The sequence below is a fragment of the Desulforamulus hydrothermalis Lam5 = DSM 18033 genome, from assembly GCF_000315365.1.
Taxonomy (GTDB): Bacteria; Bacillota; Desulfotomaculia; order Desulfotomaculales; family Desulfotomaculaceae; genus Desulfotomaculum; species Desulfotomaculum hydrothermale.
On sequence record NZ_CAOS01000003.1, the window covers coordinates 361248 to 385736 of the forward strand.

The window sequence follows — 24489 nt, forward strand, 5'->3', positions numbered from 1 at the left end:
GTTGGTGTTTGTCACCGCCGGGATATAATTGACCCAGGTTCGCCGGAAAGAAAATGACCCACCCTTAGCGAATATATCCCCTTCGTAATTAACGGCCAAGTTAATCTTCGGAGGGAGACACATGCTAAGGAGTGGGATAGTGATATCGTTACATACCATGAGGGCAGAAGGCAAGAGTATTCGTGAAATTGCCCGTCTAACGGGGCATTCTCGAAATACAGTTCGCCGATATCTCCGGGGTGAATTCTCCCCCGAAAAGGGAACCCGTAAATCTCGTGGTTCCAAGCTTGATCCGTATAAACCGTTCCTGCAGGAACGTCTTCAAGAAGGTATCTATAACTGCGAGGTTTTATTCGATCTTCTACGAGAAAAGGGGTATACCGGGGGACGTACCATCTTGAAAGACTATGTGAAGGACTTCCGTCCTCCCAAACAAGTTCCCGCTGTTCTTCGTTACGAGACGAAACCTGGTGAATATGCACAGGTCGACTGGGGACTGTGTGATTACGTAGATTTGGACGGTACAGTCCGAAAAGTGCCGGTATTTGTCATGGTATTGGGGTACTCTCGTTCCACCTATATAGAGTTCACTAAGCGTTGTGACATTCACAGCTTTCTTCGTTGCTTGATTCATGCTTTTGAATATTTTGGGGGCATCCCAAAGGTAATGCTGACCGACCAGATGAAAACCGTCGTACTGGGCATGGGAGATGATCGAAAACCTCGCTGGCATCCGCTTTTTGCCGACTTTGCTGCAGCGATTGGGCTTGTTCCAAAAGTATGCAAAGTTCGACGCCCCGAAACAAAGGGAAAAGTGGAACGAGGCGTTCAATACGTAAAAAACAACTTTCTTCCTGGCAAACGCTTCGTTGATTTACAGGATCTCAATCAACAAGCCCTACACTGGTGCGAGCGGATTAACCGCCGTATTCATGGAACAACCGGCGAACGTCCCATCGACCGACTCCGTGAGGAAAATCTGTCGCCTATCCCTTCAGCTGAACGATGGGAAAAATACTTGCATGAACCAAGACAGGTCAGCCGAGACGGATTTGTTAGCTACGATGGTGTACGATATGGGGTTCCATGGAGGTACAGTGGACGTGAGGGTACCGTGCGAGAAGTGAATGGGTGGGTGGAAATCTGGGCCGACGGCACATGTATTGCTCGACACCAAAAGGTCTATCGATCCCGTGCAACTGTTTTTTGTGAAAACCAGTATGCAGGTCTTACGACTGCTCAAGGATATGCCTATCCACGTCCGCAAGCCCGACAGATTTCATCGCAGCAAGTGGAAGTGCGTTCGCTGGATGTCTATGAGCAGCTGACGGGGGTGGGAGCATGATTGAACTGGAACAAGCACGGCTACGTCTCGAGGAACTTGGGCTTCAGCAAGCGGCTCTACTCTTGGATGCCCATTTGGAAGCGGCAAGTCATGGACAGCCCACCTATCTGTCCTTTCTCAACATGCTTCTAGATGCAGAGATAGCGGAACGTCAAAAACGGAATATGGAGGTACGCACCAAACTCGCACACTTGCCTTACCGAAAAACGCTGGAGGAGTTCGATTTTGCTTTCCAACCCAGCATTGACGAACGGTTGATTCGAGAGCTGGCCACGATGACTTTTGTAACCCGACACGAGAATGTCTTGTTCTTAGGGCCTCCCGGAGTAGGAAAAAGTCATCTGGCGGTGGCGTTGGCTGTAGAAGCCATCTCGCAAGGGATATCCGTTTACTTTGTCAGTCTCTCGCAACTCATCGAAGATCTGCGAAAAGCTTACACGGAAAACAGGCTGGATAAACGCCTACGCATCTATATTCGACCAAAGCTCCTGATTATTGACGAAATTGGTTACTTACCGTTTGACAGTTTGGCAGCTAACCTCTTTTTCCAGGTAGTAAGTGCAAGATACGAGAGAGGGAGTATTCTGTTGACCAGCAACAAGAGTTTCGGTGAATGGGGGGAACTGATGGGCGATCCGATACTTGCTACGGCTATCCTGGATCGGCTCTTACACCATTCCCACATCGTCAATATTAGGGGGAATAGTTACCGACTTCGTGAGAAGATGAGGACTGGAGCCTACGGCTCCCCCTCTACCACCTAACCAACAAAAAATCGCCGGGTGGGTCAATTCTAAACCGGCGATGGTGGGTCAAAATAAAGTCGGCGTTGACAGTGTTTGGGTTGATGGCTGAGCCGGTGCTTGGGACGTTTGTTTAACTGATTGATTGTTAGTTTGACTAGCCGGTCGGCCGGCTGTGTTTTGATAATAATTGTAATTGCTTGTGTACTTTGTATAATTTACAGCCTTATAAGCAGTATAATTATAATACGTATAGGCCTCAGCAGAAGTTGCCCCCGAAATAACCAGTGTCATGGCAAAAATAAAAGCACCTACGGTCAAACCGGCCATTCTTTTCCATGCAGTTTTCATAAAACTCCCCTTTCTCTTTTTGTTTGCGACTTGTTACGCTATTTATAGTAATCTTTTTATGGCTAAAAGACAAATATATATATACTAGTTAATTATGAATACCATTAAACTAACTTTATTTACTTACAATATAATTCTTATTATTCTAAATAACTGTCAGATGGAAAAAGCATATGTTTTGTGTAATTTTAACTAAAATGCCCGTAACTTAAATAAGGCCCTTGTCACCTTCTACCGGAAGATGCAAGGGCTTAAACGTTATCCAGAAATTGCGCCAACCTTTGGAAACCGCCTGGTGCTGACCAGCCTGCCAGGGTGGTATGAAAAGAGGAGGCTTACCGCCTCCTCTTGCTCGATTATTCCTTGGCAACATCAACTGTTTGCAGGGATGCAAGAATCTGTAACTGGATTTCTTTAATTTGCATCAAGGTTTGATTTAGGGCCTGACGGGTGCTGATAATATCATCCATAATGTTTTGCATTAGTGTTTGGTCGTTGGCCCGGCGAGCAGCTTTCATTGCCTGCCAGTTATTTTTTTGCGCAGCCCGCAGAACTTTTCTTTCCTGCTGCAGCTGCTTTATGCTGTTGCGGATATTTTTATAGTCAACAGCACTGCCTTTCTTACCTTTTCTTAATTCCTTGATCTGTTTGTTGTTATTTTTTATGTCAGCTCGCAGGTTTTTCGCCTCTTCCCTCAACTGTAGCAGTTGATCATAACCCTGCAGATCCTTTACCTTTAACTTTTGCATATTTACTTCTTCACTGTTATCTTCTCTGATTAAATCCTCAGAAATAACCGGAGGATTATTTGTTTCTGCTGCCAGGGCTGCACCCGCTCCCCCTGCTAACATCACCAGAATTAACAGCATAGACAGTAGTTTTTTCATTTGAACATACCTCCTTTGTTTTGATATTTTTAGTATAGAAGAAATTTGTAACCGCCTTGTGATTAAAATGTAAACAAATTGTAACAATTAACTTAAATGCTATCATTCTTTGCCCAGCAATAAAAACAGCCGTGCTGCCCAGATGGGACCGCCACGGCTGTTTGATGCAGACTGTTTATTTTACAAAAACGTCCTCATATTTTACACGACCAACCTGGGCCGGCTTCAGCTTATAGCCCCATAACTTATACCAGATAATAGGCAGAACCAGCAAAGGTAAGCCAATATAAAGAGAAATACGCAGTTCTTCGTTGAAGGCAATGATTCCCAGGCAGGCCACCTGTACCCAGATGGCAAAATGGGTTAAGTAAGGGAAAAACGGGGTACGGTATTTTAATTGATTAACATCAAAACCCTCCCTTACCAGCTTGCGACGGAAATTAAGCTGGGACCAGCAAATAGAAATCCAGGCAATAGCCCCGGCAAAACCGGACAAAGCCAGCAGGTAGGTATAAATAATTTCACTGGTATCAAAGGTGTAAGCCAGTACGCAAATCCAGCATCCTGCAATAGATAACAAGGTAGCGTTCTGGGGTACACCGTTTTTGTTCAGCTTGCCCAGGAATTTCGGTGCCATTCCTTCACGGGCCAAAGCATAAACCGCCCTGGTGCAACCGTATAGGCCGGAGTTTGAGCAAGAAATGGCTGCTGTCAGCACCACAAAGGAAAATAAACCGCCGGCCCATTTAAAGCCATAGGAATTTAAAGCAGCAGCAAATACACTCTCTTGCAAGCCTGCCTCTCGCCACGGGAAAATACATACCAGTAAAAACAAAGGTATGATGTAGAGAGCAATAATACGCCAGGTAACGTTTTTTACAGCAACCGGAATGGTTTTTTCCGGTTCTTTACTTTCACCGGCCGCCAGGCCAATAATTTCCGAGCCCTGAAAGTTGACCAGAATGATCACCATAGTCAGCAGGATGGCCCAGGATCCCTTGGGGGTAAACCCGCCGTCACCCAGCAACAAGGAGGTACCCTTGAACCCGCCCTGGCCGATTACACCAAAAAAGATCAAAACAGCCAGTACAACAAACATGATAATGGCTAAAATTTTTATGATGGCCAGCCAGAATTCCAACTCGCCAAAGGTACCCACATAGGCCAGGTTAATAGCGGTGATAATCAGACCAAAACCGATAGCCCACCAGACGGTATCCACAGCAGGAAAGAAGTTGTTCATAATAATCCCCGCTGCAATCATTTCTGACGGCACATAAAACACCCAGGTCAGCCAGTAAGACCAGCCGACACCGCAGGCCCAGGCCGGCGAAATAAAGTCGCTGGCATACGTGACAAAAGAGCCGGAAATTGGTATGGCCACCGCCAGCTCGCCCATACAGAGCATCACGCAAAGAACAATCAACCCACCCAGCAAGTAGGCCAAACAGGCTGCCGGCCCGGCCGCGTCTATCACATAACCGGTACCCAGGAAATAACAGCTGCCAATAATACCGCCCAGAGCAATCAGCTGCAGGTGTCGGGATTTCAGGCCCCGCTGCAATCCTTCTCCGGTTGCCGAACTACCCGGCAATAATTCGCTCTCCTTCAGTGACATGGTTCATTCTCCTTCCGTGGCCTGACGCCGTTGTCAGGCAGATCTTTTTTTTCGATATAACACCCCCGAATTTAGCCGCCTGCTACCGGGGGAAAGATTATCAAACAATCTCCTTCCCCCAGCAAGGTAGACGGTTCTGCCTTTTTACCGTTTACAACCATCATACTTACATACTCCCTGGCAATACCCAGTGAGCTAAGTATACTTCCAACGGTGGCATGCTCCGAAAGGTCAACCCAAATTGGCCCGCCCTGAAGATTAGGTGCATAACGGGTGAGCGGCCCCCGCAATTCCACCTTGACCTTCCTTTGCATGGGCTCAGGCCAACCCCAGTTCTGCCAGTTTGGCAGCGGTGGGAACGCCGTTGTTATCCCAACCTCTTAACCGGTAATACTCATCCAGCATTTGGGCAAAGTCTTTTGCCGGCAGCCGCTGTCCCGCAACGGCCCCGCCGGGCAGACAATCGTTAAATATTCGACGCGGCAGCGTATCATCCTGCTTGGCATAGCCTTCTCTTATATTAAAAAGTCGTGCCAGGTTAAAGATAGCTTCGCCGGCCTTAATTAACCGGTCAGCGTTTATCTGTTCTCCTGTCGCATAGCTCAGCAGCTCCGCCATACGTTCAAAGGACAGGGCCCAAAAATCACATAAAATGAGTGAAAATTTAATTGCATTGTAATGCTGCAGCTCCATAACAAAGGCCGCTTTTCCCTCAACGGTACACGCCTCTCGGTCGCCGTAGGCTTCTTCGGCCACCGGCCAGGCACTCATATGACAGGCACCCCGGGGAGCAGTGGCATAGGCCAAACCCATTCCCCAGGCGCCCCTCGGCTCATAACCGGGCATTTCCAAGCCTTTAACATGCATGGCATACTCCTGCCCGCCATATTTTTCTGCCATGGCTTTAACACCCAGGGCTAACTCCTGGCCGATACCCTGGCGCCGGGCAATTAATTGAGGCGCTTCCAGGTATTTGGGTATATCCCCAAAAGTCATGCCAAAATCGTATACCTGCTTTTCTGTCAGCTCCATGGCAAAGGCTATCACACCGCCGGTGGAAATGGTATCCAGTCCTAAATCATCGCACAACGCATTGAATTTGACCACTGCCGCTAAATCAGCAATGCCACAGTTGCTGCCGGCCGCCGACAAGGTTTCGTATTCCGGCCCTTCCAGTTCTGTGCCGGCGGCTCTTAAAAAGTTACCGCAGCCCAAACCGCAGCTAAAGCAGCCTTTTTTGCTCAGTCGCAGCTGCTGTACTTTAGCGCTGCTCAGTGACTCATATTCGTCAAAGGTACCGCTTTGAAAGTTGCGCGTAGGTAAAATCCCTGCCGTTTGCGATAACTCCACCAGCATGGGTGTGCCGTCGGTGTAAGCCCACAGGTTGGTATCAGTTAACAAATCCTGGCGTAAAGCATTTAAAGCAGTTTCCAACAACCCCTCCATGTTGGCTGCCTGCACATCGCCGGTGCCGCTCACCACCACCGCCTTCAGGTTTTTACTGCCCATAACACTGCCAACGCCGCCGCGGCCGGCCTGACGGTACAGTTCAGAGGAGATGCAGGCAAAGGGAACCTGATTTTCTCCCGCCGGCCCAATGGCCAGCACTACTGACTCGGCACCGCAGGCATCTCGCAGCCGGAACTCGGTAGCCCTGGTTCCTTGACCCCAGAGATGTGCCGCTGATTCCAGGCTTACCTGATCGTTTTGAATCTTTAAATAAACCGGAGAAGCTGCTTTGCCTTCAATAATCACCGCATCAAAGCCGGCAAACTTTAAAGCCGCGGCAAAACTGCCGCCTATGGAACAATCCAACAAGGTGCCGTTGGCCGGCGATTTGGTTACTATGGCCAGCTTGCCGGAGCAGGGAACCGCCGTGCCGGTAAAAGGCCCGGTAATGAGAATTAATTTGTTTGCCGGCCCCAGGGGATCGGTGTGAGGGGCAAGCTCTTCGTAAAGATATTTCATCCCCAAACCCTTACCGCCATAAAACTGCTTAGCCCAGTCCATGCGCAAAGCTTCACGGGAGATAAGACCTGTGGTTAAATTAACTCGCAGCACACAATTCCGGTAGCTATACATCCGTTGTCACCTCCAGGGCGCCGTGCGGGCACCAGGCAACACACCAGGGAGTGCCGCCGCACAGATCACAAATTCTGGGCCTGCTTTCACTGTCCAGGGTAATTATTTGATTGGGACAGTGGCTGATACAAGCACCGCAGCCGGTGCAAGCTTGCCGGTCCAATTGTATTCTTCCCTCCTGCACGGAAACGGCCCCCACCGGGCAAACCGCTACACAGGTTAGGCAACGGTCGCAAATACTGACTTTAACCAGCAGTCCGCCGTCCGGTTGGTATTCTGAAAGTACTCTTAACCGGGATTTATGGGGGTTAAACACCCCCTCATGGGTAGCCGAGCAGGCCAGTTGGCATAACTTGCAACCTATACATTTCTCTGCTGAAAAGGCCAGTTTCATTAAACCTCTCCTCTTTCCACCATACCTTTTACTTCCGCCAGCGTGTCTTTTAACCGCTCCAGCACTTGTTCAAGCTGCTCCTTGCTGATGGTAAGGGGGGGCTCAATACGGATGGATTTGGAATTAATATAGGTGCCTGCTACCAGTACCCCCCTGGCAAACAGCCCTTTGGCCACTTCATAACCGATTTCATTGGTAACAAACTCTATGCCAATCAGCAGGCCTTTGCCACGAACTTCTTGCACCACGGAAGGATACTGCGCCGCCAGCTCTTTTAACCGCCCAATCATAAATTCTCCCAGTTCTGCCGCCCGTGCCGGCAAATTTTCTGACAAAATAATATTAATATTAGCAATGGCCGCCGCACAGCAAACCGGATTGCCGCCAAAGGTAGTACTGTGTAAGATGGGATTATCAATCAGCTTTTGCCAGATTTCTTTTCTGGAAACAAACGCGCCAATGGGCATAACACCGCCGCCAAAGGCTTTGGCCAAACAAAGAATGTCCGGTACCACATTATAATGATCACAGCAGAACAACTTGCCCGTACGCCCCATACCGGTCTGCACTTCGTCCAGAATCAACAGGGCACCATATCGGTCACACAACTGCCGCACCCGAGGCAGGTAATCATCCGGCGGGACAATAACGCCTCCTTCCCCCTGAATTGGTTCCAGTATTACGGCCGCCACATCTTCTCCGATAAAAGCACTGCTTTCCAGCATCATGGCGATGGCATCCGCATCACCGTACGGCACGTGCCGGAACCCCTGAATTAACGGCAAGAAGGGCTTGCGAAACACACCTTTGGCAGTGGCTCCCAGCGAACCAAGGGATTTGCCGTGAAAACCCCTGGTGGTGGCAATAAAGGTTGTTCTGCCGGTATACATCCGGGCAAATTTTAAAGCTCCCTCCACAGCTTCCGTACCGCTGTTAACAAAGAAGGCATACTGTAAATCTCCCGGCGTAATTTTAGCCAGCAGCTGAGCCAAAAAACCCCGCAGGGGATCCAACAGCTCTTGACTGTGCAAGGCCTGTCTTTTCAACTGGTTAATTACCGTTTCTATCACTTTGGGGTTTCTGTGTCCCACATTATAGATGCCAAAACCGCCCAGGCAATCGATAAACTCCCGGCCATAAACATCGGTAAAGGTACTGCCGCTGTCTTTCCACTCCACTGATGTATAATCTGTTGAAACCGATTTGCGATACTCTAAAAAGCCGGGGTTTACATGGTCACGAAAACATTTGACAGTTTCTTGCACCACCCAGTCCTTTTCGCTGTTTGTTAATTCTTCCCGGGCAATTAAATCCAGATACTTTTGCGATAATTCAACTGCTTCGTTAAAATTTCTTTCCATTAATTCTCCCCCTGTCAATTTATTGTATTTTAAAAATTGCAAATATTGTGCCATATGCATAAAGTCTGTTTTTTGACATTAACCATAAAAAATAACTGTTATACTGCTGCCTGTAAAAATATGCCAAAATGATAATTCTCATTTTTGAGATGCCGCATCATAATTGAGAAAATTTGAGGTGGCAAAAATATGCAATTAATCCCTTTGTATCTTGTATACAACTCGTTTACTCCTGAAATCTTTTATTTCCATTGTTTTTTGAAAGGCAGCCGATTTTGCCGGGCTGGAAAACCGCTATTGACAACCGGCCGATGATGACGTATCAAAAAAGAGACTTGAATCTCAAGTTTGATACACAGCACTGCTGAGTTCGCCCGGTATACCCTTATCATCCCAGCCGCGCAGTTGATAATACCTTTGTACCATGCCGGCCAGTTCATCCCGGCTGATGCCACGGCCTGCCAAGGGTTGTTTAAATATTTTGTCCGGCAGGGTATCGTGGCGCCGGTCAAAGCCACAACGCAAGTTAAACATGCGGTTTAATGTGATGATGCGGTTAGCCGTCTGCCTTAGGTCGCCAACTTCATAGCTATACCCTGTAAGCACCCGCAGCAGTTCCTGCAGTTGTTCCCATTGCACCAAATCCCTGAAAAACACGCACAAAATTAAGGTGTTAAAAACGGTAAGCCGGTTTTCATATTCAATGTACAACTCCGGTTTGCCCTCAACGGTGTCTGGATTTATCACACCTGACAGTTCCGGTTTATAAAAGGTAGCCCTTAAATGGCAGGCCCCTCTGGCCGAGGTGGCATATCCCAGCCCTACCCCCTTTAATATTCGGGGATCATAACCGGCCGGTTCCATTCCCTTAACATGCACTGCTTCCTCAGTCATGCCCAGGCGCTCAGCCGCCGGGATGATGCCGTCTGCCAGGACCGCCCCTGCCCCTTCCCGCCGTGCCGTTTGTTCCAGCAGGCGGGCAGTCGCCGCTGCGTCTCCGTAAGCGATGTCCAGGTTTCCCTTGCCCCTGGCGGTTGCCTCCATAGCCAGGGCTACCAGGTTGCCGGCAGTGATGGTATCCATGCCCAGGCGGTCGCACAGGTGGTTGAGATAAATAATCTCGTCCATGTCAGTAATGCAGCATAAACCGCCAAAGGCATAGATTGTTTCGTATTCCGGTCCCTCCAACTGCAAACCGCGCCGCAACCCTGTTTTAACAGTAACCAGCTTACCGCAGGCCAACAGGCAGCGGCAGCAAGCCCGGGGCTGTACGTGATAATGTTCCAGCAGCCGTTCACCGCTTATTTGCTCCCACTCCGGCAATTCGCCGGCAGACCAATAACGGCTGGGAAAAGCCCCGGCTTTATTGAGCAGTGCTACCATTCCCGGCGTACCGTAAGTGCGATAAAATTTCACCCCGGGCTGCCCTTGAGCCGAGCGTGCCAGCCCGGTAAGCAGTTCTTGCAGTCCTGCTTCATCGGCCACCGGACTGCGGGCGGTGCCGTAAAATACTATCCCCTTGACTTTTTTACTGCCCAAAACCGCTCCCATGCCGCCCCGGCCGGCGGAACGCCAGAAACTGCTCTCCAGACAGGCAAAGGCTACCTGCTGTTCCCCCGCCGGCCCAATTACAACCGCCTGGGCCCCCGGCCTGTTCACTTCTTTTAAAATAGTTTCTTCGGTCTTTATGGTATCCAAGCCCCAAAGGTGGGCGGCTTCCCTAAAAGCCACCCCCCGGTCGGAAATTTCCAAGTATACCGGCCGATCAGCACAACCTTCCACAATTACTGCGTCATAGCCGGCTGCTTTCATGGCCTCTGCCGCTTTGCCGCCGCAGTATGACTCTCCAAAACCTCCGGTCAGCGGTGACCGGGCAAATACCCCGAACCGGCCCACGCCAAAAAAGCCTGAGCCGGTGGCAGGGCCCAAAGCAAATATTAACTTATTGCCCGGGCCCAGCGGGTCGGCTTTTGCTACATTCTCTTGCCATAACAAATAACTGCCTAACCCCTTCCCCCCCAGGTATTGCGCTAAAACTTCCTCCGGAATGCTTTCCGCCTGATAAAGCCGGTTAGTTAAATCAATGCGCAGCAGTTTGCCGTAAAAGCCCTTCACCATATAACCCCCCGTTAGAATATCTATTTTTGGTTAACAGCTGATGTCAGGGATTCTTCCAGGATATCCAGCGCTTCATTTAGTTGACCGTCAGTCATGACCAGGGGGGGGAGAAATCTCAGTACATTGCTGAAAATGCCGGCTGCCAGCACCACCAGGCCACGTTTGTAACACTCTGCCACCAGCCGGGCTGTTAATTCTTGATCAGGTTCCCTGGTTTGACGGTCTTTAACAAACTCTACCGCAACCATAGCACCTAAACCCCGCACATCGCCAATAGCCGGGAATTTTTCCTGCATGTCCTTCAGCCGTTCTTTAATCTGTGCGCCGATACAGTTAGCTCTTGCACAAAGATCTTCCCTCTGGATCTTATCTATTACCGCCAGGGCGGCTGTGCAGGCAATCGGGTTCCCTCCGTAAGTACCGCCAATCTCACCGGGATTAGGAGCATCCATGACATCCGCCCGCCCCACCACGGCACTTATTGGAAAACCGGCCGCAATGGCTTTTGATAAGGTCATTAAATCCGGTTGCAAATCATAATGCTCACATGCAAACATTTTGCCGGTTCTGCCAAAGCCTGTTTGTACCTCATCTGCTATGAACACTATGTCATTCTCCTGGCAAATGGCTTGCAAGCCGGGCAGGAATTCCGGCGGCGGCACGATAAATCCTCCCTCGCCCTGCACCGGTTCGGCAATTACGGCCGCTATTTTATCAGCCGGGCACTCGGCGGTAAAAAACCGCTCCAGTTGTTCCAAACAGCGGAGGCCGCAACCAGGGTATTGCAAACCATAGTAACAACGGTAACAGTAGGCTGAAGGAATTTTATAAACATCCGGGGCAAAAGGACCAAAACCGTATTTATAGGGTTTTACCTTGCTGGTTAAGGTCATGGCCATTAAAGTACGGCCGTGAAAACCGCATTCCAGGGAAATAATGCCGGTTTTCCCTGTGTATTTACGGGCAATCTTAACGGCGTTTTCCACTGCCTCCGCCCCGCTGTTGGCAAACATCGCCTTTTTGGGGTACTCGCCGGGCGTAAGGGACACCAATTTTTCAGCCAGGTTGACATAGGGTTCATACATTGAAACATGAAAGCATGGGTGAAGGTACTTAGCCAACTGCTCCTTAACTGCCTCAATAACATCGTCCGGGCAGTGGCCCACGTTGGTTACACCAATGCCGCAGGCAAAATCGATCAAAATATTGCCGTCTACATCGGTAATTAATGCCCCCTTGGCTCTGTCAACAAAAAATTTCCCGGTATTGCCAACCCCCCTTGCCACATACTGCCGGCGTTTTTCTAACAGCTGTGCCGATTGAGGACCCGGAATGTCGGTTTTTAATCTGGTCATATTAATTTCCTCCCTGTGTTTTAGTATTAACTGATTGGTTATGCAAGGTATATGCCAAATAAGCTAACACAACAACGGTTAATAAACTTTCCACACTAAGCTGACTGACCACGCTGCCTACCCCCCCCCCAAAAAAAAATCGTACCACCGGCCGGTGATACGATCAGAATGTTCATATGAAGTTGGCCGGTGGTTTATACGCCCCTTCAGCCCTGGCACCGATACATTACGATTTGTTTCTGATTTCAACCTGCGTGCCCAGCGGCACCATACTGTACAATTCTTCTGCATCCCGGTTATTTAAACGAATACAGCCGCCCGAAGCGTCGCGGCCGATAGAAGCCGGTTCGTTGGTGCCATGGATGCCGTATTTATGGCCAACCGGCGCTCTGGCGTCATGGTCGGCCCGTTTATCCTTGTCATCCGGCACTGCCAAACCCATCCAACGGGTGCCGTAAAGGGAATCCTGGCCGGCCGGGAAAGATAGTTTATTGACAATTTTAAATGTCCCTTCGGGAGTGTAATATTCCTTTTTGCCGGTAGCTACCCGGTATTTCTTGATCAACTGCCCCTGGCTGTAAAAAAACAGCAGGTTACTGTCTTTTAAGATAATAATTTTGGGTTGGTCGGTTCCCGGGTTGGGATAACCTGTTATTAATTTGATCTCCGGTTCCAACCTTATCAGGTAACTGTTTTCTTTCCCTGCAAGCAGCAAGCCCTCCTTGATATCAACATCTTTCATGGGCGGTTGCTCCGGGGTTTTGTTTTTTATTACAGCTGCCTTAAGAAAAGTATTCTCTGAAACCTGCACAGTTGTTTTTTGGAACCCTTTTTTTATGATCACCTGGTTTGCTTGCCGGTACACGGTGTATTTTGCGTCCCGGTAAACCAACTTGGCCCTGGATAACGGCTTCATGGCCGGCAGCTGCAAGTGCTGCCAGAAGAAAAAAAGCAAAAAGATAGTTAGAAATAAGGCCATATATCTTGTCTTCATAGATTACCTCTGTAGTGCAAGTTTGGCTGCATTATCAGCATTATTAATTATTTGCAGCAAGCAAAAAATCCATGTAAATTTAAGAGGGGACGGTTTTGGCTGCGGCCAAAAACCGTCCCCCGCTTGCAAAAAGGGGCAGCTGCCCTCCAAGTTATTGAAGAACCGGAACTTGTGCGGAATCATAATGTATTGGGATCCGGTGCTTTTTAAATGGATTGCAGTACGTTAAGTATTTATAACTATTTGTAAACTGAAATTTTAACTTACCTTTTGGGGTTATGCCTTTTGCCCAATTCCCTTAACAGGTTTCTTTGGCCTTTTGATACGCCATTTGCACCACTTCAATTACGTGCATTACCTTGTGCGGCATTTTTTCTTGGGCAATACCGTCTTCCAACTGCATCCGGCAGGAACCGCAGCCGGTTACCACCACGTCGGCATTGGTGCTTTGAATGTCAGCTAATTTTTTCTTTAGTATTTCAAAGGATACTTCATAGTTAGTTAAACTGAACGATCCTGCACTGCCACAGCAACGGTTGGGCTGCTTCATGGGTTTGTAAGTAATACCCGGTATTTGGGTAAGCAATTCCAGGGGCTGGCGGGATAAGCCCATGCCCCTGCCAATATGACAGGGCTCGTGATAGGTAAATGATATGGGAACCCGGCCCATTTTAGCAAAATTAATCTTCAGGTCATCTACCAGATATTCAGAAATATCGCGTATCTTGCGAGCTGTTGCTTTGGCCTTGGCGCTATAAACCGGGTCATCCGCCAGCAACTCCACATACTTTTGTTCAAAGGTGCCACCGCAAGTACCGCATACAGTAATAATGGCATCTACATTATATTTGCTGAAAATATCAAGGTGTGATTTGGCCATCGCCTTACCCGTTTCAATGTCACCGTTAATAATAGCCGGGGCACCGCAGCAGTGTTGTTCTTTAGGAATAATAACATCTACGCCGTTCTGGTTCAGCACCTCTACCACTGCTTTGCCCACTGAGGTGTAAATATAGTTTGTTACGCAGCCGGTAAAGAAAGCTACTTTTTTGCGGGCACGGGGGGCCTTGTTTACCTCCGGCAACAGTGAGCGCAGGGGCTTATCAGCCAGAGCAGGCACCACCCGGCGCATTTCCAAGCCGATGGGAAAACGGGGGCTCATGCCGGTGGCGTTTTTCCGAAAAGCCAGGCCCTGGCATACACTTCCTAAACGCAAACCGAAATCAAACAAAAACGGTTTCTTCAGCAAATTAAAGGCAGCTTTTTTAGCAAAGGGCAACATTTTTTGCCTGGCCAGTTCTGCCCTGGCTGCCATAATGATTTTATGGGCCTTGACACCGCAGGGACAATTGGCGCTGCAGGCCTGGCATTGCAGACAAAGGTCAAACTTTTTATACAACTCAGGGGAGTATCTGGCTTCTCCTTTGAGAATCTTGGCCGCCAGCTGGATTTTCCCTCTGGCCACACCGGATTCAGACAGGGTTTCCTTGTAAACAGGGCATACAGCCTGGCAGTTACCACATTTCATGCATTTGATTATTTCTTCTTCAATTCCCTTAATGTTATCGTAAATACTCATGGATGCTGCCCTCCTTTAGCCCATCATTTTGCCGGGGTTCAGCAAGTTATCAGGATCCAGGGCTCGTTTTACTTTACGCATAATTTCCACGCCCTGCTCACCAAACTCCAACGGCAGGTATTTAGCCTTAGCCATGCCGATGCCATGCTCGCCGCTGATAGTGCCTCCCAGTTCCAAAGCCGTCTTAAAGATTTCATCCACCGCCTGGTGCACCCGCTTCATTTCTTCTGTGTTGCGTTCATCCGTCAGAATGGTGGGATGTAAATTGCCGTCCCCGGCATGACCAAAGGTACCTATCATCAAATTATATTTTTTGGCAATGTTTTGCAGAGCCACCAGCATTTCAGTCAGCCGGCTGCGGGGAACTGTGGCGTCCTCCAGCACAGTTGTCGGCTTCATCTGGGCCAGGGCAGGCAAAGCGGCACGGCGGGCTGCCCACAGACCGTCACGCTCTTTATCATCTTTGGCTACTTTAATATTGCCATTGTTTTTCTCAACAACTTTAACCACAGTGGCAGCTTCCCGTTCTACCACTTCCGGAATACCGTCCACTTCAATCAACAAGACCGCCTCTGCATCAGTGGGCAGACCAACCTTGGCGAAGTTTTCTACCGTCCGGATGGTTACCTGATCCATAATTTCCATGGTGGCAGGAATAACCTTGCTGCGCACAATCTCAGTCACCGTATTACCTGCATCTTCCAGCTTACTAAAAACAGCCAGCATTGATTTCTTGGCTTCGGGGGCCGGAATCAGCTTAACGGTTATCTCAGTAATAATGCCAAGGGTCCCTTCCGCCCCGGTAAATAATTTTACCATGTCATAGGCGGTGACATTCTTTACGGTTTTGCCGCCGAAACGGGCCACAGTACCATCAACCATAACCACTTCCAAGCCCATCACATAGTGCTTGGTAACGCCGTATTTTAGCCCTCTCAGGCCACCGGAACATTCGGATACACTGCCGCCCATGGTGGCGGTGGCAACTGTACCGGGGTCAGGCGGATAAATCAAGCCAAAGGGAGCCACGGCCGTATTTAGGTCGTTAATCACAACACCCGGCTGTACCACGGCCACCAGGTTGTCTGCGTCAATCTCAATAATTTTATTCATTTTTTGCGTTCTTAAAACAATGCCGCCCTTTAAAGGTATGGTATCGCCGCACAGGTTGGTGCCGGCTCCCCGGGGATAGACCGGTATCTTATACTGGCTGGCAACCTTCATAATTTGCACTACATCATCCGTGCCGCGCGGAGTAACCACCACATCAGGCATCTGGCTGGGTACATCAGCTGTAGCATCAAAGGAATAACAAACCAGTTCCTCATGCTCGGTAATAACGTTTTCTTTGCCGATTGCCTTGACAAGTGCCTCAATAGCTTGTGCCTTGGACATTTGATAATCCCTCCATGTAATAATGTTGAAATTATGATAACAAGTAAAGAGGTTGTACCTCTTAGCAGCTATTCTTTAAAATGTGGTATGGTGGTCAGACCAACAGAATCATTAAAAAATTCGACATTGTAAGACAATAGTTCGACAAAAATTTCTGAATTCCTTTTTCGGTTTTTGTTTTTAGTCAATAAATTTGGGTAAAAAACCGTGCAGGTCATATTACTTCCTCAATCAGTTTTTTAAGCTGCCTTGCAAAATGCCGGTCGTCCTCCGCCGTACGCTTGCGGGGGCCTTTAGTTCGCCCGCCGGCCCTGCGGTGCCTGGCTTTGATTTCCCGTTCTTCCAGCATAAAATCAATGGTGCTCTCACGGTAAATTTTGCCCCAGGGGGATATGGCCGCCGCCCCTTTGGCCAGGATGACAGCGGCCAGACCCCAATCCTGCGTAACAACTATATCGCCCCGCCGGGTTAAATTAATAATCTGTATGTCTGCTTCCTGGGCGGCGTTGTCCACCACAATGTGGTGCTGCGAAGAGATATTGTGCTCTAAACTGGCTACCGTCAACCATGCCAGGCCAAACCGGTTGCAGGTTTGCTGCACGATGGCCAATACTGTTTTAGGACAGGCATCCGCATCAATAATAATTTGGGGCGGCATTTTTTATCAACCCTTCACTTTGCCTGGATGGGGCCGGCACTACCAGGAAATTTCTATTACATCGCCATCCTGCAATAATTCTGTATACTCGGCAGCATGGCCGTTTCTCATTATACTAACCTTTCCCTTAGCCTGGCCGGGATCCAGATCGTAATAATTAAAGATATCTATTAATATATATTCCTTTTTGCCTGTCATAACCACAGTCCGGCCGTTAACAAGCACTGTTATTGATACCTGGTCCGCCGGAGCCGCTGCAGGCCGGCGGCCTGCAGCAAAACTTTCGGCCGCCGGCAATACCTCCCGGTTAACTTCAGGCATTGAGAATTCTCTGTTATGTTCATTTGCCTGTAAAACTGCTATTTCTAACACATCGCCTGATGCAATAAGCTGTTCCGGATCTGCCGGTTTTCCGTTAAGCAGGCATAGCTGTTGGTGCCCGGCAGCAGCGCCTTCTAAAAAATCACCCACTTTGGCTGTCGCATCCCGGCCGTTAATTGCTTTTTCCACCAGGATTACGTCACCGTCCTGCAACAGTGTCTTTAAATGGGCCGGCCGCCCGTTTACGGTAATTGCCGCCGGTTTAGCCAGCTGGCCATAGACCGTTTTGGGTTTACCGTTCAAGGTAAATTGCAAGTCCTTCCCATGACGCCCCAGCAATTCTCTGGGGTTAAAATTCAGCCGGCTCAGTGCCTGCAGCACGGTTAGATGACCGGTATTGAACAGCGTAAAGGGCCGTCCGTTAACTGTGACAGTAATAAAATTTTGTCCCCGCTTTTTGGCAGCCAGGGCTGCAATACCTGCCACCGTTACTCCCTCAGGTCCGGTTAGATCTTTACTGCGTGTATCTGACAGGCAGTTAATGTGGGAACGATTGCGGATTACCACCCGCTGCGGCAGCAGGCCCAGCTTATGGGCAATTTTTTCTACCAAGGACGGCAATTGAGAACCACCACCCACACACATAACAGACTTGGGCGGTGTTTGGCCGTTTAGTTCAAGCACATGCCCGGCAATCTCTGCCGCCAAATTTTCCACAGCGGGCTCTATCATCTTGATAATTTCCGCACAGTTAACGGTCGCTTTAATACCAAGTACGTCTTGGTATTGTATATTGCCTCCCTGTCCCAGGCTGCGTTTGATTTGTTCTGCAGTCATAAAATCTACCATCAGGTTTTCCACAATTAATTCTGTGATTTCGTCACCCGCCGTTGGCACCATACCGTATGCAGTTATAGTACCGTCCCTGGAAATGGCAATATCGGTTGTTCCGGCCCCCACATCCACCAGGGCCAGGTTCAGCAAGCGCAATTGCTCCGGTATAACTACTTCACTGGCAGCTATAGGCTCCAGGGTTAAGCATAAGGGTTCTAAACCAACCCGCGCCAGTACGGCATATAAACTGTTGACCACCGATGCCGGCAAAAAAGTAGCCAGCACTTCGGCACTGATTTTCTTGCCTCGATGCCCTTCTAAGTTGGCAATGGGATAATCGTTTAAGTAATATCCCACCACACTGTGACCCACGCAATAAAATTTCTCCTCATCCCCCGGCAGGGCTTCCTCGGCCAACAATTCTTGCGCCCTTTGTACCCCCAGCAGTTCAAGGGCATGAATCATTATGGCTTCAATCTCTAAATCCTCAACCAGTTCTTGATCAACCCGGCAACGGCAAGTTTTTAAGGAACGGCCGGCAGCGGCAATGGCTACTTTTTTCAAGGGTGCTTTTAATTTTTTCTCTAAGGCAGATTTAACTTTCAGCACCGCCTCAGTCACCCGGGGAATATCGTGGATCTGCCCGTCCAGCATGGCCCTGCTTTGATGTTCAACCATGGCCTGGGCTAATATTTTCATTTGCCCGCCCTTTGGCTCAACCACCAGTCCGATAACCGTCCTGGTCCCGATATCTAAGGCAAAAACGGCATTGTTTTCATCGAAGGTTATCTTGGCCATAGCACAACCTCACAATGTTTCTTTTTTATGCTTGTTCGACAATTTTTATAATAATACCTTCTCCGCTGCTATAATCAGTAAAAAAACTGACTCTGGGCATGGCCGTCTCAATTACAAACGAGCAAATTTGTGCGCCGGCGCAAAGGCTGTGGCAAAAGGCGGCGTCCGCCATCAAGAAAAGGGACCCCTTTCGGGAGTCCCTTTACTTAATATAAACAACAGCTTCAATTTCAACTAAAACATTTTTCGGTAAGCAAGATACCTCTACACAAGCCCGGGCCGGCGGTTCATCGCTAAAGTATTGAGCATAAATTTCATTGACCCGGGCAAATTGGTTCATATCCTTAATAAAAACAGATGTTTTCACAACATCCCTTAAACTTGCGCCGGCGGCTTCGCAAATAGCCTGCAGGTTTTTGATGCACTGCCGGGTTTGATCTTGAATATCTCCTGCCACTACATTGCCGGTAGCCGGATCAATAGGAATTTGGCCGGAAATAAACAGGAAATTGCCGGCTTTTACTGCCTGCGAGTACGGCCCGATGGCTGCCGGCGCCTGGTCCGTGCTAATAATTGTCTTGTTCAACGCAAAACCCTCCCAGATATATAGTTTAATTATGTGAACAAAAAAACAGGTAAAAACCTGATAGTATATCCTTCGACACTAAACACAAATTACCTTCTAATTTATTAAAATTTTTTAGTAATGTTGCAAATTTTTTAATAACAAATCTTTAGCTGATCGAGAAGCAAAATAACAAAGGAGGAGAAATATCTCCTCCCAAACTGTCATCAAAAGATGTCAAGGTAGTTTTATATCCCCTGCCGGCGACTTGTGAAGCGCCGGCAACGATTTGTTTATTTGTTTAATATAGCTGCCAGATCTTCGTCCGGGGTAGTTATAGGTTTAATGTTAAAGTTTTTCACCAGCACATCCAGCACATTGGGCGAAATAAAGGCCGGCAAACTGGGCCCCAGGCGGATATTTTTAATCCCCAGGTACAAGAGAGTAAGCAGGATGGCAACTGCTTTTTGTTCATACCAGGACAGTATCAGAGAAAGAGGCAAATCATTAACTTCGCATTGGAAGGCATTGGCCAGGGCCACCGCAATTTGTATAGCAGAATAAGCATCATTGCACTGGCCGATGTCTAACAGCCTGGGAATACCACCGATATCGCCCAGCTTTTTATCAAAGAATCGGAATTTACCGCAAGCCAGAGTTAAAATTACTGTATCTGCCGGGGCTTTCTCCACAAATTCGGTATAGTAGTTGCGGCCGGGTTTTGCTCCGTCGCAGCCTGCCACCAGGAAAAAGTGTTTAATATCACCGTTTTTAACCGCTTCAATAACTTTACCGGCCACCCCCATTACAGTGTTGCGGGCAAATCCAACCAGAACACTGCCCTTATCTTCGTCTGAGGGAAATCCTGGCAAAGCCAAGGCCCTTTCAATCACCGGAGCAAAATCACCGTTCTTCACATGCTGCACGCCAGGCCAACCAACCTGTCCGGTGGTAAAGATGTTGTCCGTATAGCCTTGGGGATCCTGAATGCAGTTGGTAGTCATCAAAATAGCACCGGGAAATGCAGCAAACTCTTTTTTCTGGTTTTGCCAGGCTGTACCGTAATGACCATAAAAGTGCGGATACTTCTTCAATTCAGGATAGCCGTGGGCCGGCAGCATTTCGCCATGGGTGTATACATAAATACCTTTACCCTCGGTTTGCGCCAGTAAATCTGCCAGGTCTTGCAGATCATGACCGGACACCAGTATGCATTTGCCGGATTTGTGGCCAAGAGGCACTGAGGTGGGTACCGGGTGACCGAATTTTCCTGTATTGGCAGCATCCAGCAATTCCATAACCCGCAGGTTCACTTCGCCACACTTGAGAACAAGGCCAACCCAATCGTTTAAAGTAAGATCTTTATCGGTCAAGGCAGCCATACCCTGGTAAATAAAGCCATAGACAGCGTCGTCAGACTGACCAAGGATGGCGGCATGGTCAGCATAGGCTGCAATCCCTTTGAGGCCGTAAACCAATATTTGCTGCAGGGATTGGATATCGGCATCAGCCGTATGGTCGTTAACCATTCCCACTGCCTCACCCTGTTTAACCAAACCGTCCAGATCAGCTGCCGGTTGAAAACCGGCAGACGGGTCTTCAAAAGTTACCTTGCCGCCGGCCGCTGACACTTTGGTTTTAAGTACATCCCGGTATTCCACACACTGGTTAATTAGCGGTATAAATCTTTGGGCATCGAAGTTAACGTTGGTCAAGGTGCTAAACATGGCACCAACCGTAAATCTGTCAATGGCAGGCTCTACCACTCCCACCTGGCGTCCTGCATGGGCATAAAGGGACAAGCCTTTTAAGGCATGCAGCAGTAAATCCTGCAAAGCAGCCACATCCGGCTTCTTGCCGCAGACACCTAACACCGTACAGCCGGTACCCTTGGCAGTTTGTTCGCACTGGTTACAAAACATTAACCAAACCCCCTTTTTTACGTACCAAGGCAGCCATACTACATACAGGCACATAAATAGACCAAATATTCTTAATATTTATTGCATTGCTCTGCACCCGCTGCCTTAGAACTATTTTCCATAGCTGCATTATATAATACTTGACTGTCCGCAAAAGTGACATGTATCACACTAAAGAAAAAACTTTGAAAAATATGGGGGAAAATTAAGTCGGATTATGTCGTATTTTTTTGTATAATGAAATCAGCAAAAAATTAAACGGAGTGATTGCCTTTGCAAATACTGGCCATTAACCCCGGTTCAACCTCTACCAAAATCGCAGTTTTTCAAGATGAAACCTGCCTTTGGAAGAAAGTTATTGACCATCCTGAGCAAGACATCCGTTCGTTTGCCAAAATCAGCGATCAGTTCAGCTACCGCATGGCGGCCATTTTAAAAACCCTGCAAGAAAAAAACTGCCGTTTGGCAGACTGCTGCGCCGTCGTGGGACGGGGCGGCTTATTAAACCCCCTGGCCGGCGGTACTTATCTGGTGGATGAGTACCTGGTCCAGGTATCGCATAATGCTCCCGGCGGCGAACATGCTTCCAACCTGGGCGCCATTATTGCTTATCACCTGGCGCAAAAAGTTAACATTCCTGCCTATATTGTGGACCCGGTAGCTGTAGACGAAATGGAACCGGTAGCCCGTCTGTCCGGCCACCCCGAGCTGCCGCGAATCAGCCTGTCCCATGCTTTAAATATGAAGGCAGTGGCCCGCAAGGTGGCACGGCAATTGGGAAAAACCTATCAGGAGGTTAACCTGGTAATTGCCCACCTGGGCAGCGGTATTTCGGTTTCCCCGCACCGCCGGGGGCGCATGATTGATGTTAATAATGCCAATAATGAAGGCCCCTTTTCACCGGAACGCTGCGGTACTTTACCTTCCGCCCAGTTGGTTAAGTTGTGCTATTCAGGCAAGTATACAGAAAAAGAAATGCTCACCGGCATCCTCAAAGAAGGCGGCATGTATGCTTACCTGGGTACCAAGGATGCCAGAGAAGCAGAACGACGTATGAACCAGGGAGACCGACAAGCAAGGCTGGTGCTGGAAGCCATGTGCTACCAGGTAGCCAAAGAGATTGGGGCTATGTCTGCCGTGTTGTGTGGGGATGTGGACCGCATTGTCTTGACCGGCGGCCTGGCCCATTCAGCTTTTATTACCGACGAAATTACCCGGCGGGTATCTTTTATTGCACCGGTAGTATCTGTGCCCGGCGAAGAAGAAATGGCATCCCTGGCCCTGGGCGCCCTGAGAGTGCTGCGTAATGAAGAACCGGCGCTGATTTATCGCTAAGCCAGGCAACCGGATAAACATGATAGTACCCGCTTGCCGGCCGGCCGAACCGAGCAGGATGCTCCGGCGGCCCCAACCGGTTACGAATTACAGTGCTGTCGTTGCACAAACTGGAGTTAAACGGGATCATAACCACCGGTATGGCTTGCCAATCGAGTAGGAGGGGGTGACTAACCCCCGTCCTCTCACACCACCGTACGTACCGTTCGGTATACGGCGGTTCATGTCGTGGAACGAAGCTCGTTGTACCTTTCGGCTAAACTCCTGAGCCCTTGTTCTCGCCAGAAGGCGAGGCCAAGGGCTTTATTTAATTGTGGAGTTTTGGATAATCTCCAGTACCCTTTTCTTGAACCACTTATCAGCGATGCCCATTCCGGCGGTATTCCTAGTGCTACTAGTTTTCTTTTCTTGGTTTTTGGCTTCTTCCACTGTTTTAGGTAACACATTCGTAGCCGCCGACGTAGCCATTCGTCAAAGGCTTGAAATACGGTTTTAGTATCCGCTAGCCTGTAATAACCAACCCACCCAATTGTGTAGGTGTTAATTTTCTCAATTCTTTTGCTCATGGGTTGACTCTTGCTGCGGCTGGTTAATTCCCGTATTTTATCTTTGAACCGCCTCTTAGTTTTGGGGGCCACTGTGATTTTGGGTTCTTTGCCAGAGGTAAATGAGAACCCGAGAAATTTTCTTCTCCACGGTCTGTCAACCGCACTTTTCTGTGTGTTGACCTTGAGTTTTAATCTTTCTTCTACAAGTCTTTTGACACTGGCCATAACCCTTTTTCCTGCCCTACTACTCTTCACATAGATATTACAGTCGTCAGCATATCTGACAAACTTGTGCCCTCTTCTCCAGAGCTCCCAATCCAATTCATTCAGCATTATATTGGCAAGAAGTGGACTTAGCGGTCCTCCCTGCGGGGTTCCTTCTTCTGTTGTAATACAGCAGCCGTTTACCATTACACCTGCTTGAAGGTATCTCCGAATAAGTAGTAATACTCTTTTGTCTTGGACTCTTCGGGCAACTCTGGACATTAGTATGTCGTGGTTCACCTTATCGAAGAATTTCTCCAAGTCCATGTCTACTACCCAACGGTATCCTTCTTTTATATAGTCCCGTGCCGTTTTCACTGCTGAATGGGCTCTTTTGTTGGGACGAAAACCGAAACTGAATGGTGTAAAGGTTGGTTCAAAGATGTCATTCAGGACTTGTAGTAGTGCCTGTTGGATGAGGCGGTCTAACACCGTTGGTATCCCTAGTAACCTTATTCCTCCGTCTGGCTTCGGGATTTCGACTCGACGTACAGGTTTGGGTCGATAGGTTCCGTTTAGGAGTTGTTCTCTGATTTCTGGCCAGTGGTCTTTCAGAAATGGTCGAAGGGATTCTATCGTCATTCCATCTATACCAGCTGCACCTTTATTAGACTCCACCCGGTGTAATGCATAGAACATATTGTCTTTTGCTACCACTCGTTCCATCAGGTTTGTACAACTTTCTTCGCGGGTCGTTTCTCTGGGTTGCGCCGGAGAAGAGCTCGGCACTCCTTCAGTCCCCCGTGTATTCACCACTTCCTCCTGAAGGTAGTTCTCATTTGAGATTTTCTGCTGTCTTTGCTTTCCTCTCGAGCTTGCCATGAACTTCCCTCACAATCATGTTCAGCCCTTCCCTGCTTGGACGTCTCCTTGCAAGTACTATGGCCTCTGCTGACTCCTGCCGGTTCAGCCGTACATCTCTGCACGGGTTACCAATTTAATTGGCGTATCCGGCAGGTCTCCCCGGGTAAGGACGTTATCTTTTCCTCCATCTACCCGCCCCATTTACTCTCGACAGCCTT

At 48.7% G+C, this 24489-nt stretch carries 20 protein-coding genes; 3 read left to right on the forward strand and 17 right to left on the reverse strand.

Translation table 11 applies throughout. The features are described 5' to 3' along the window. Positions 1-121 precede the first annotated feature (121 nt). Positions 122-1345, forward strand: coding sequence for an IS21 family transposase (gene istA, locus DESHY_RS02775; protein ID WP_008409807.1), 1224 nt, complete (start codon positions 122-124; stop codon positions 1343-1345). Next, positions 1342-2109 (forward strand): IS21-like element helper ATPase IstB, encoded by a 768-nt coding sequence (gene istB / locus DESHY_RS02780; protein WP_008409491.1) that lies wholly within the window; start codon positions 1342-1344, stop codon positions 2107-2109. Before istA ends, istB begins: the two co-directional genes overlap by 4 nt. A 48-nt stretch (positions 2110-2157) precedes the next feature. Here the strand turns inward: istB and DESHY_RS02785 are convergent, their stop codons facing one another. The 16 genes from DESHY_RS02785 to hcp all read right to left on the reverse strand — a co-directional run bounded on the left by DESHY_RS02785 (position 2158) and on the right by hcp (position 21320). After that, the gene (locus DESHY_RS02785; protein WP_048817818.1) at positions 2158-2439 is read right to left on the reverse strand and encodes a hypothetical protein; all 282 of its coding nucleotides are present in this window, start codon (positions 2437-2439) and stop codon (positions 2158-2160) included. Positions 2440-2795: 356 nt separating this feature from the next. Next, positions 2796-3326: a hypothetical protein gene (locus DESHY_RS02790; RefSeq protein ID WP_008410259.1), complete on the reverse strand. Its 531-nt coding sequence runs from the start codon at positions 3324-3326 to the stop codon at positions 2796-2798. 175 nt (positions 3327-3501) lie between these two features. Next, complete coding sequence (locus tag DESHY_RS02795; protein ID WP_008410261.1) at positions 3502-4944, reverse strand: amino acid permease; 1443 nt, start codon at positions 4942-4944, stop codon at positions 3502-3504. Positions 4945-5015: 71 nt separating this feature from the next. Then, complete coding sequence (locus DESHY_RS13455; RefSeq protein ID WP_008410263.1) at positions 5016-5258, reverse strand: MoaD/ThiS family protein; 243 nt, start codon at positions 5256-5258, stop codon at positions 5016-5018. A 4-nt stretch (positions 5259-5262) separates the two neighbouring features. Then, on the reverse strand, positions 5263-7026 hold the full coding sequence (locus DESHY_RS02800) for an aldehyde ferredoxin oxidoreductase family protein (protein WP_008410264.1): 1764 nt from the start codon (positions 7024-7026) through the stop codon (positions 5263-5265). Continuing rightward, positions 7019-7420, reverse strand: coding sequence for a 4Fe-4S dicluster domain-containing protein (locus DESHY_RS02805; RefSeq protein WP_048817819.1), 402 nt, complete (start codon positions 7418-7420; stop codon positions 7019-7021). Before DESHY_RS02805 ends, DESHY_RS02800 begins: the two co-directional genes overlap by 8 nt. After that, on the reverse strand, positions 7420-8781 hold the full coding sequence (locus DESHY_RS02810) for a putrescine aminotransferase (RefSeq protein WP_008410265.1): 1362 nt from the start codon (positions 8779-8781) through the stop codon (positions 7420-7422). The genes DESHY_RS02805 and DESHY_RS02810 overlap by 1 nt, the downstream gene beginning before the upstream one ends. Positions 8782-9123: 342 nt before the next feature. Further along, complete coding sequence (locus DESHY_RS02815) at positions 9124-10899, reverse strand: aldehyde ferredoxin oxidoreductase family protein (RefSeq protein WP_008410266.1); 1776 nt, start codon at positions 10897-10899, stop codon at positions 9124-9126. Between the two features lie 20 nt (positions 10900-10919). Continuing rightward, positions 10920-12254 carry a 4-aminobutyrate--2-oxoglutarate transaminase gene (gene gabT / locus DESHY_RS02820; protein ID WP_008410267.1) on the reverse strand — a complete coding sequence of 445 codons (1335 nt, stop codon included), beginning with the start codon at positions 12252-12254 and terminating at the stop codon, positions 10920-10922. 226 nt (positions 12255-12480) lie between these two features. Beyond that, entirely contained in the window at positions 12481-13248 is a 768-nt protein-coding gene (locus DESHY_RS02825; protein WP_008410269.1) for a L,D-transpeptidase, read from the reverse strand. A 298-nt stretch (positions 13249-13546) separates the two neighbouring features. Next, a complete protein-coding gene (locus tag DESHY_RS02835; RefSeq protein ID WP_008410270.1) occupies positions 13547-14827 on the reverse strand; it encodes a (Fe-S)-binding protein in 1281 nt (426 codons plus the stop codon). A gap of 15 nt (positions 14828-14842) precedes the next feature. After that, complete coding sequence (locus DESHY_RS02840; protein WP_008410271.1) at positions 14843-16222, reverse strand: FAD-binding oxidoreductase; 1380 nt, start codon at positions 16220-16222, stop codon at positions 14843-14845. A gap of 214 nt (positions 16223-16436) precedes the next feature. Beyond that, complete coding sequence (locus DESHY_RS02845) at positions 16437-16880, reverse strand: YaiI/YqxD family protein (protein ID WP_008410274.1); 444 nt, start codon at positions 16878-16880, stop codon at positions 16437-16439. A 39-nt stretch (positions 16881-16919) separates the two neighbouring features. After that, entirely contained in the window at positions 16920-18833 is a 1914-nt protein-coding gene (locus DESHY_RS02850) for a cell division FtsA domain-containing protein (protein ID WP_008410276.1), read from the reverse strand. A 202-nt stretch (positions 18834-19035) separates the two neighbouring features. Further along, the gene (locus DESHY_RS02855; RefSeq protein WP_008410278.1) at positions 19036-19419 is read right to left on the reverse strand and encodes a RidA family protein; all 384 of its coding nucleotides are present in this window, start codon (positions 19417-19419) and stop codon (positions 19036-19038) included. 272 nt (positions 19420-19691) lie between these two features. Then, positions 19692-21320, reverse strand: a complete 1629-nt coding sequence (gene hcp / locus DESHY_RS02860) for a hydroxylamine reductase (RefSeq protein WP_008410280.1) — start codon at positions 21318-21320, stop codon at positions 19692-19694. Between the two features lie 273 nt (positions 21321-21593). On the opposite strand from hcp, the gene buk reads away from it, so the two are divergent. Continuing rightward, positions 21594-22655, forward strand: coding sequence for a butyrate kinase (gene buk, locus DESHY_RS02865; protein WP_008410281.1), 1062 nt, complete (start codon positions 21594-21596; stop codon positions 22653-22655). Positions 22656-22876: 221 nt separating this feature from the next. Here buk and ltrA read toward each other — a convergent pair whose 3' ends face one another. Then, on the reverse strand, positions 22877-24133 hold the full coding sequence (gene ltrA / locus DESHY_RS02870; RefSeq protein WP_207635912.1) for a group II intron reverse transcriptase/maturase: 1257 nt from the start codon (positions 24131-24133) through the stop codon (positions 22877-22879). Between the last annotated feature and the right edge of the window lie 356 nt (positions 24134-24489).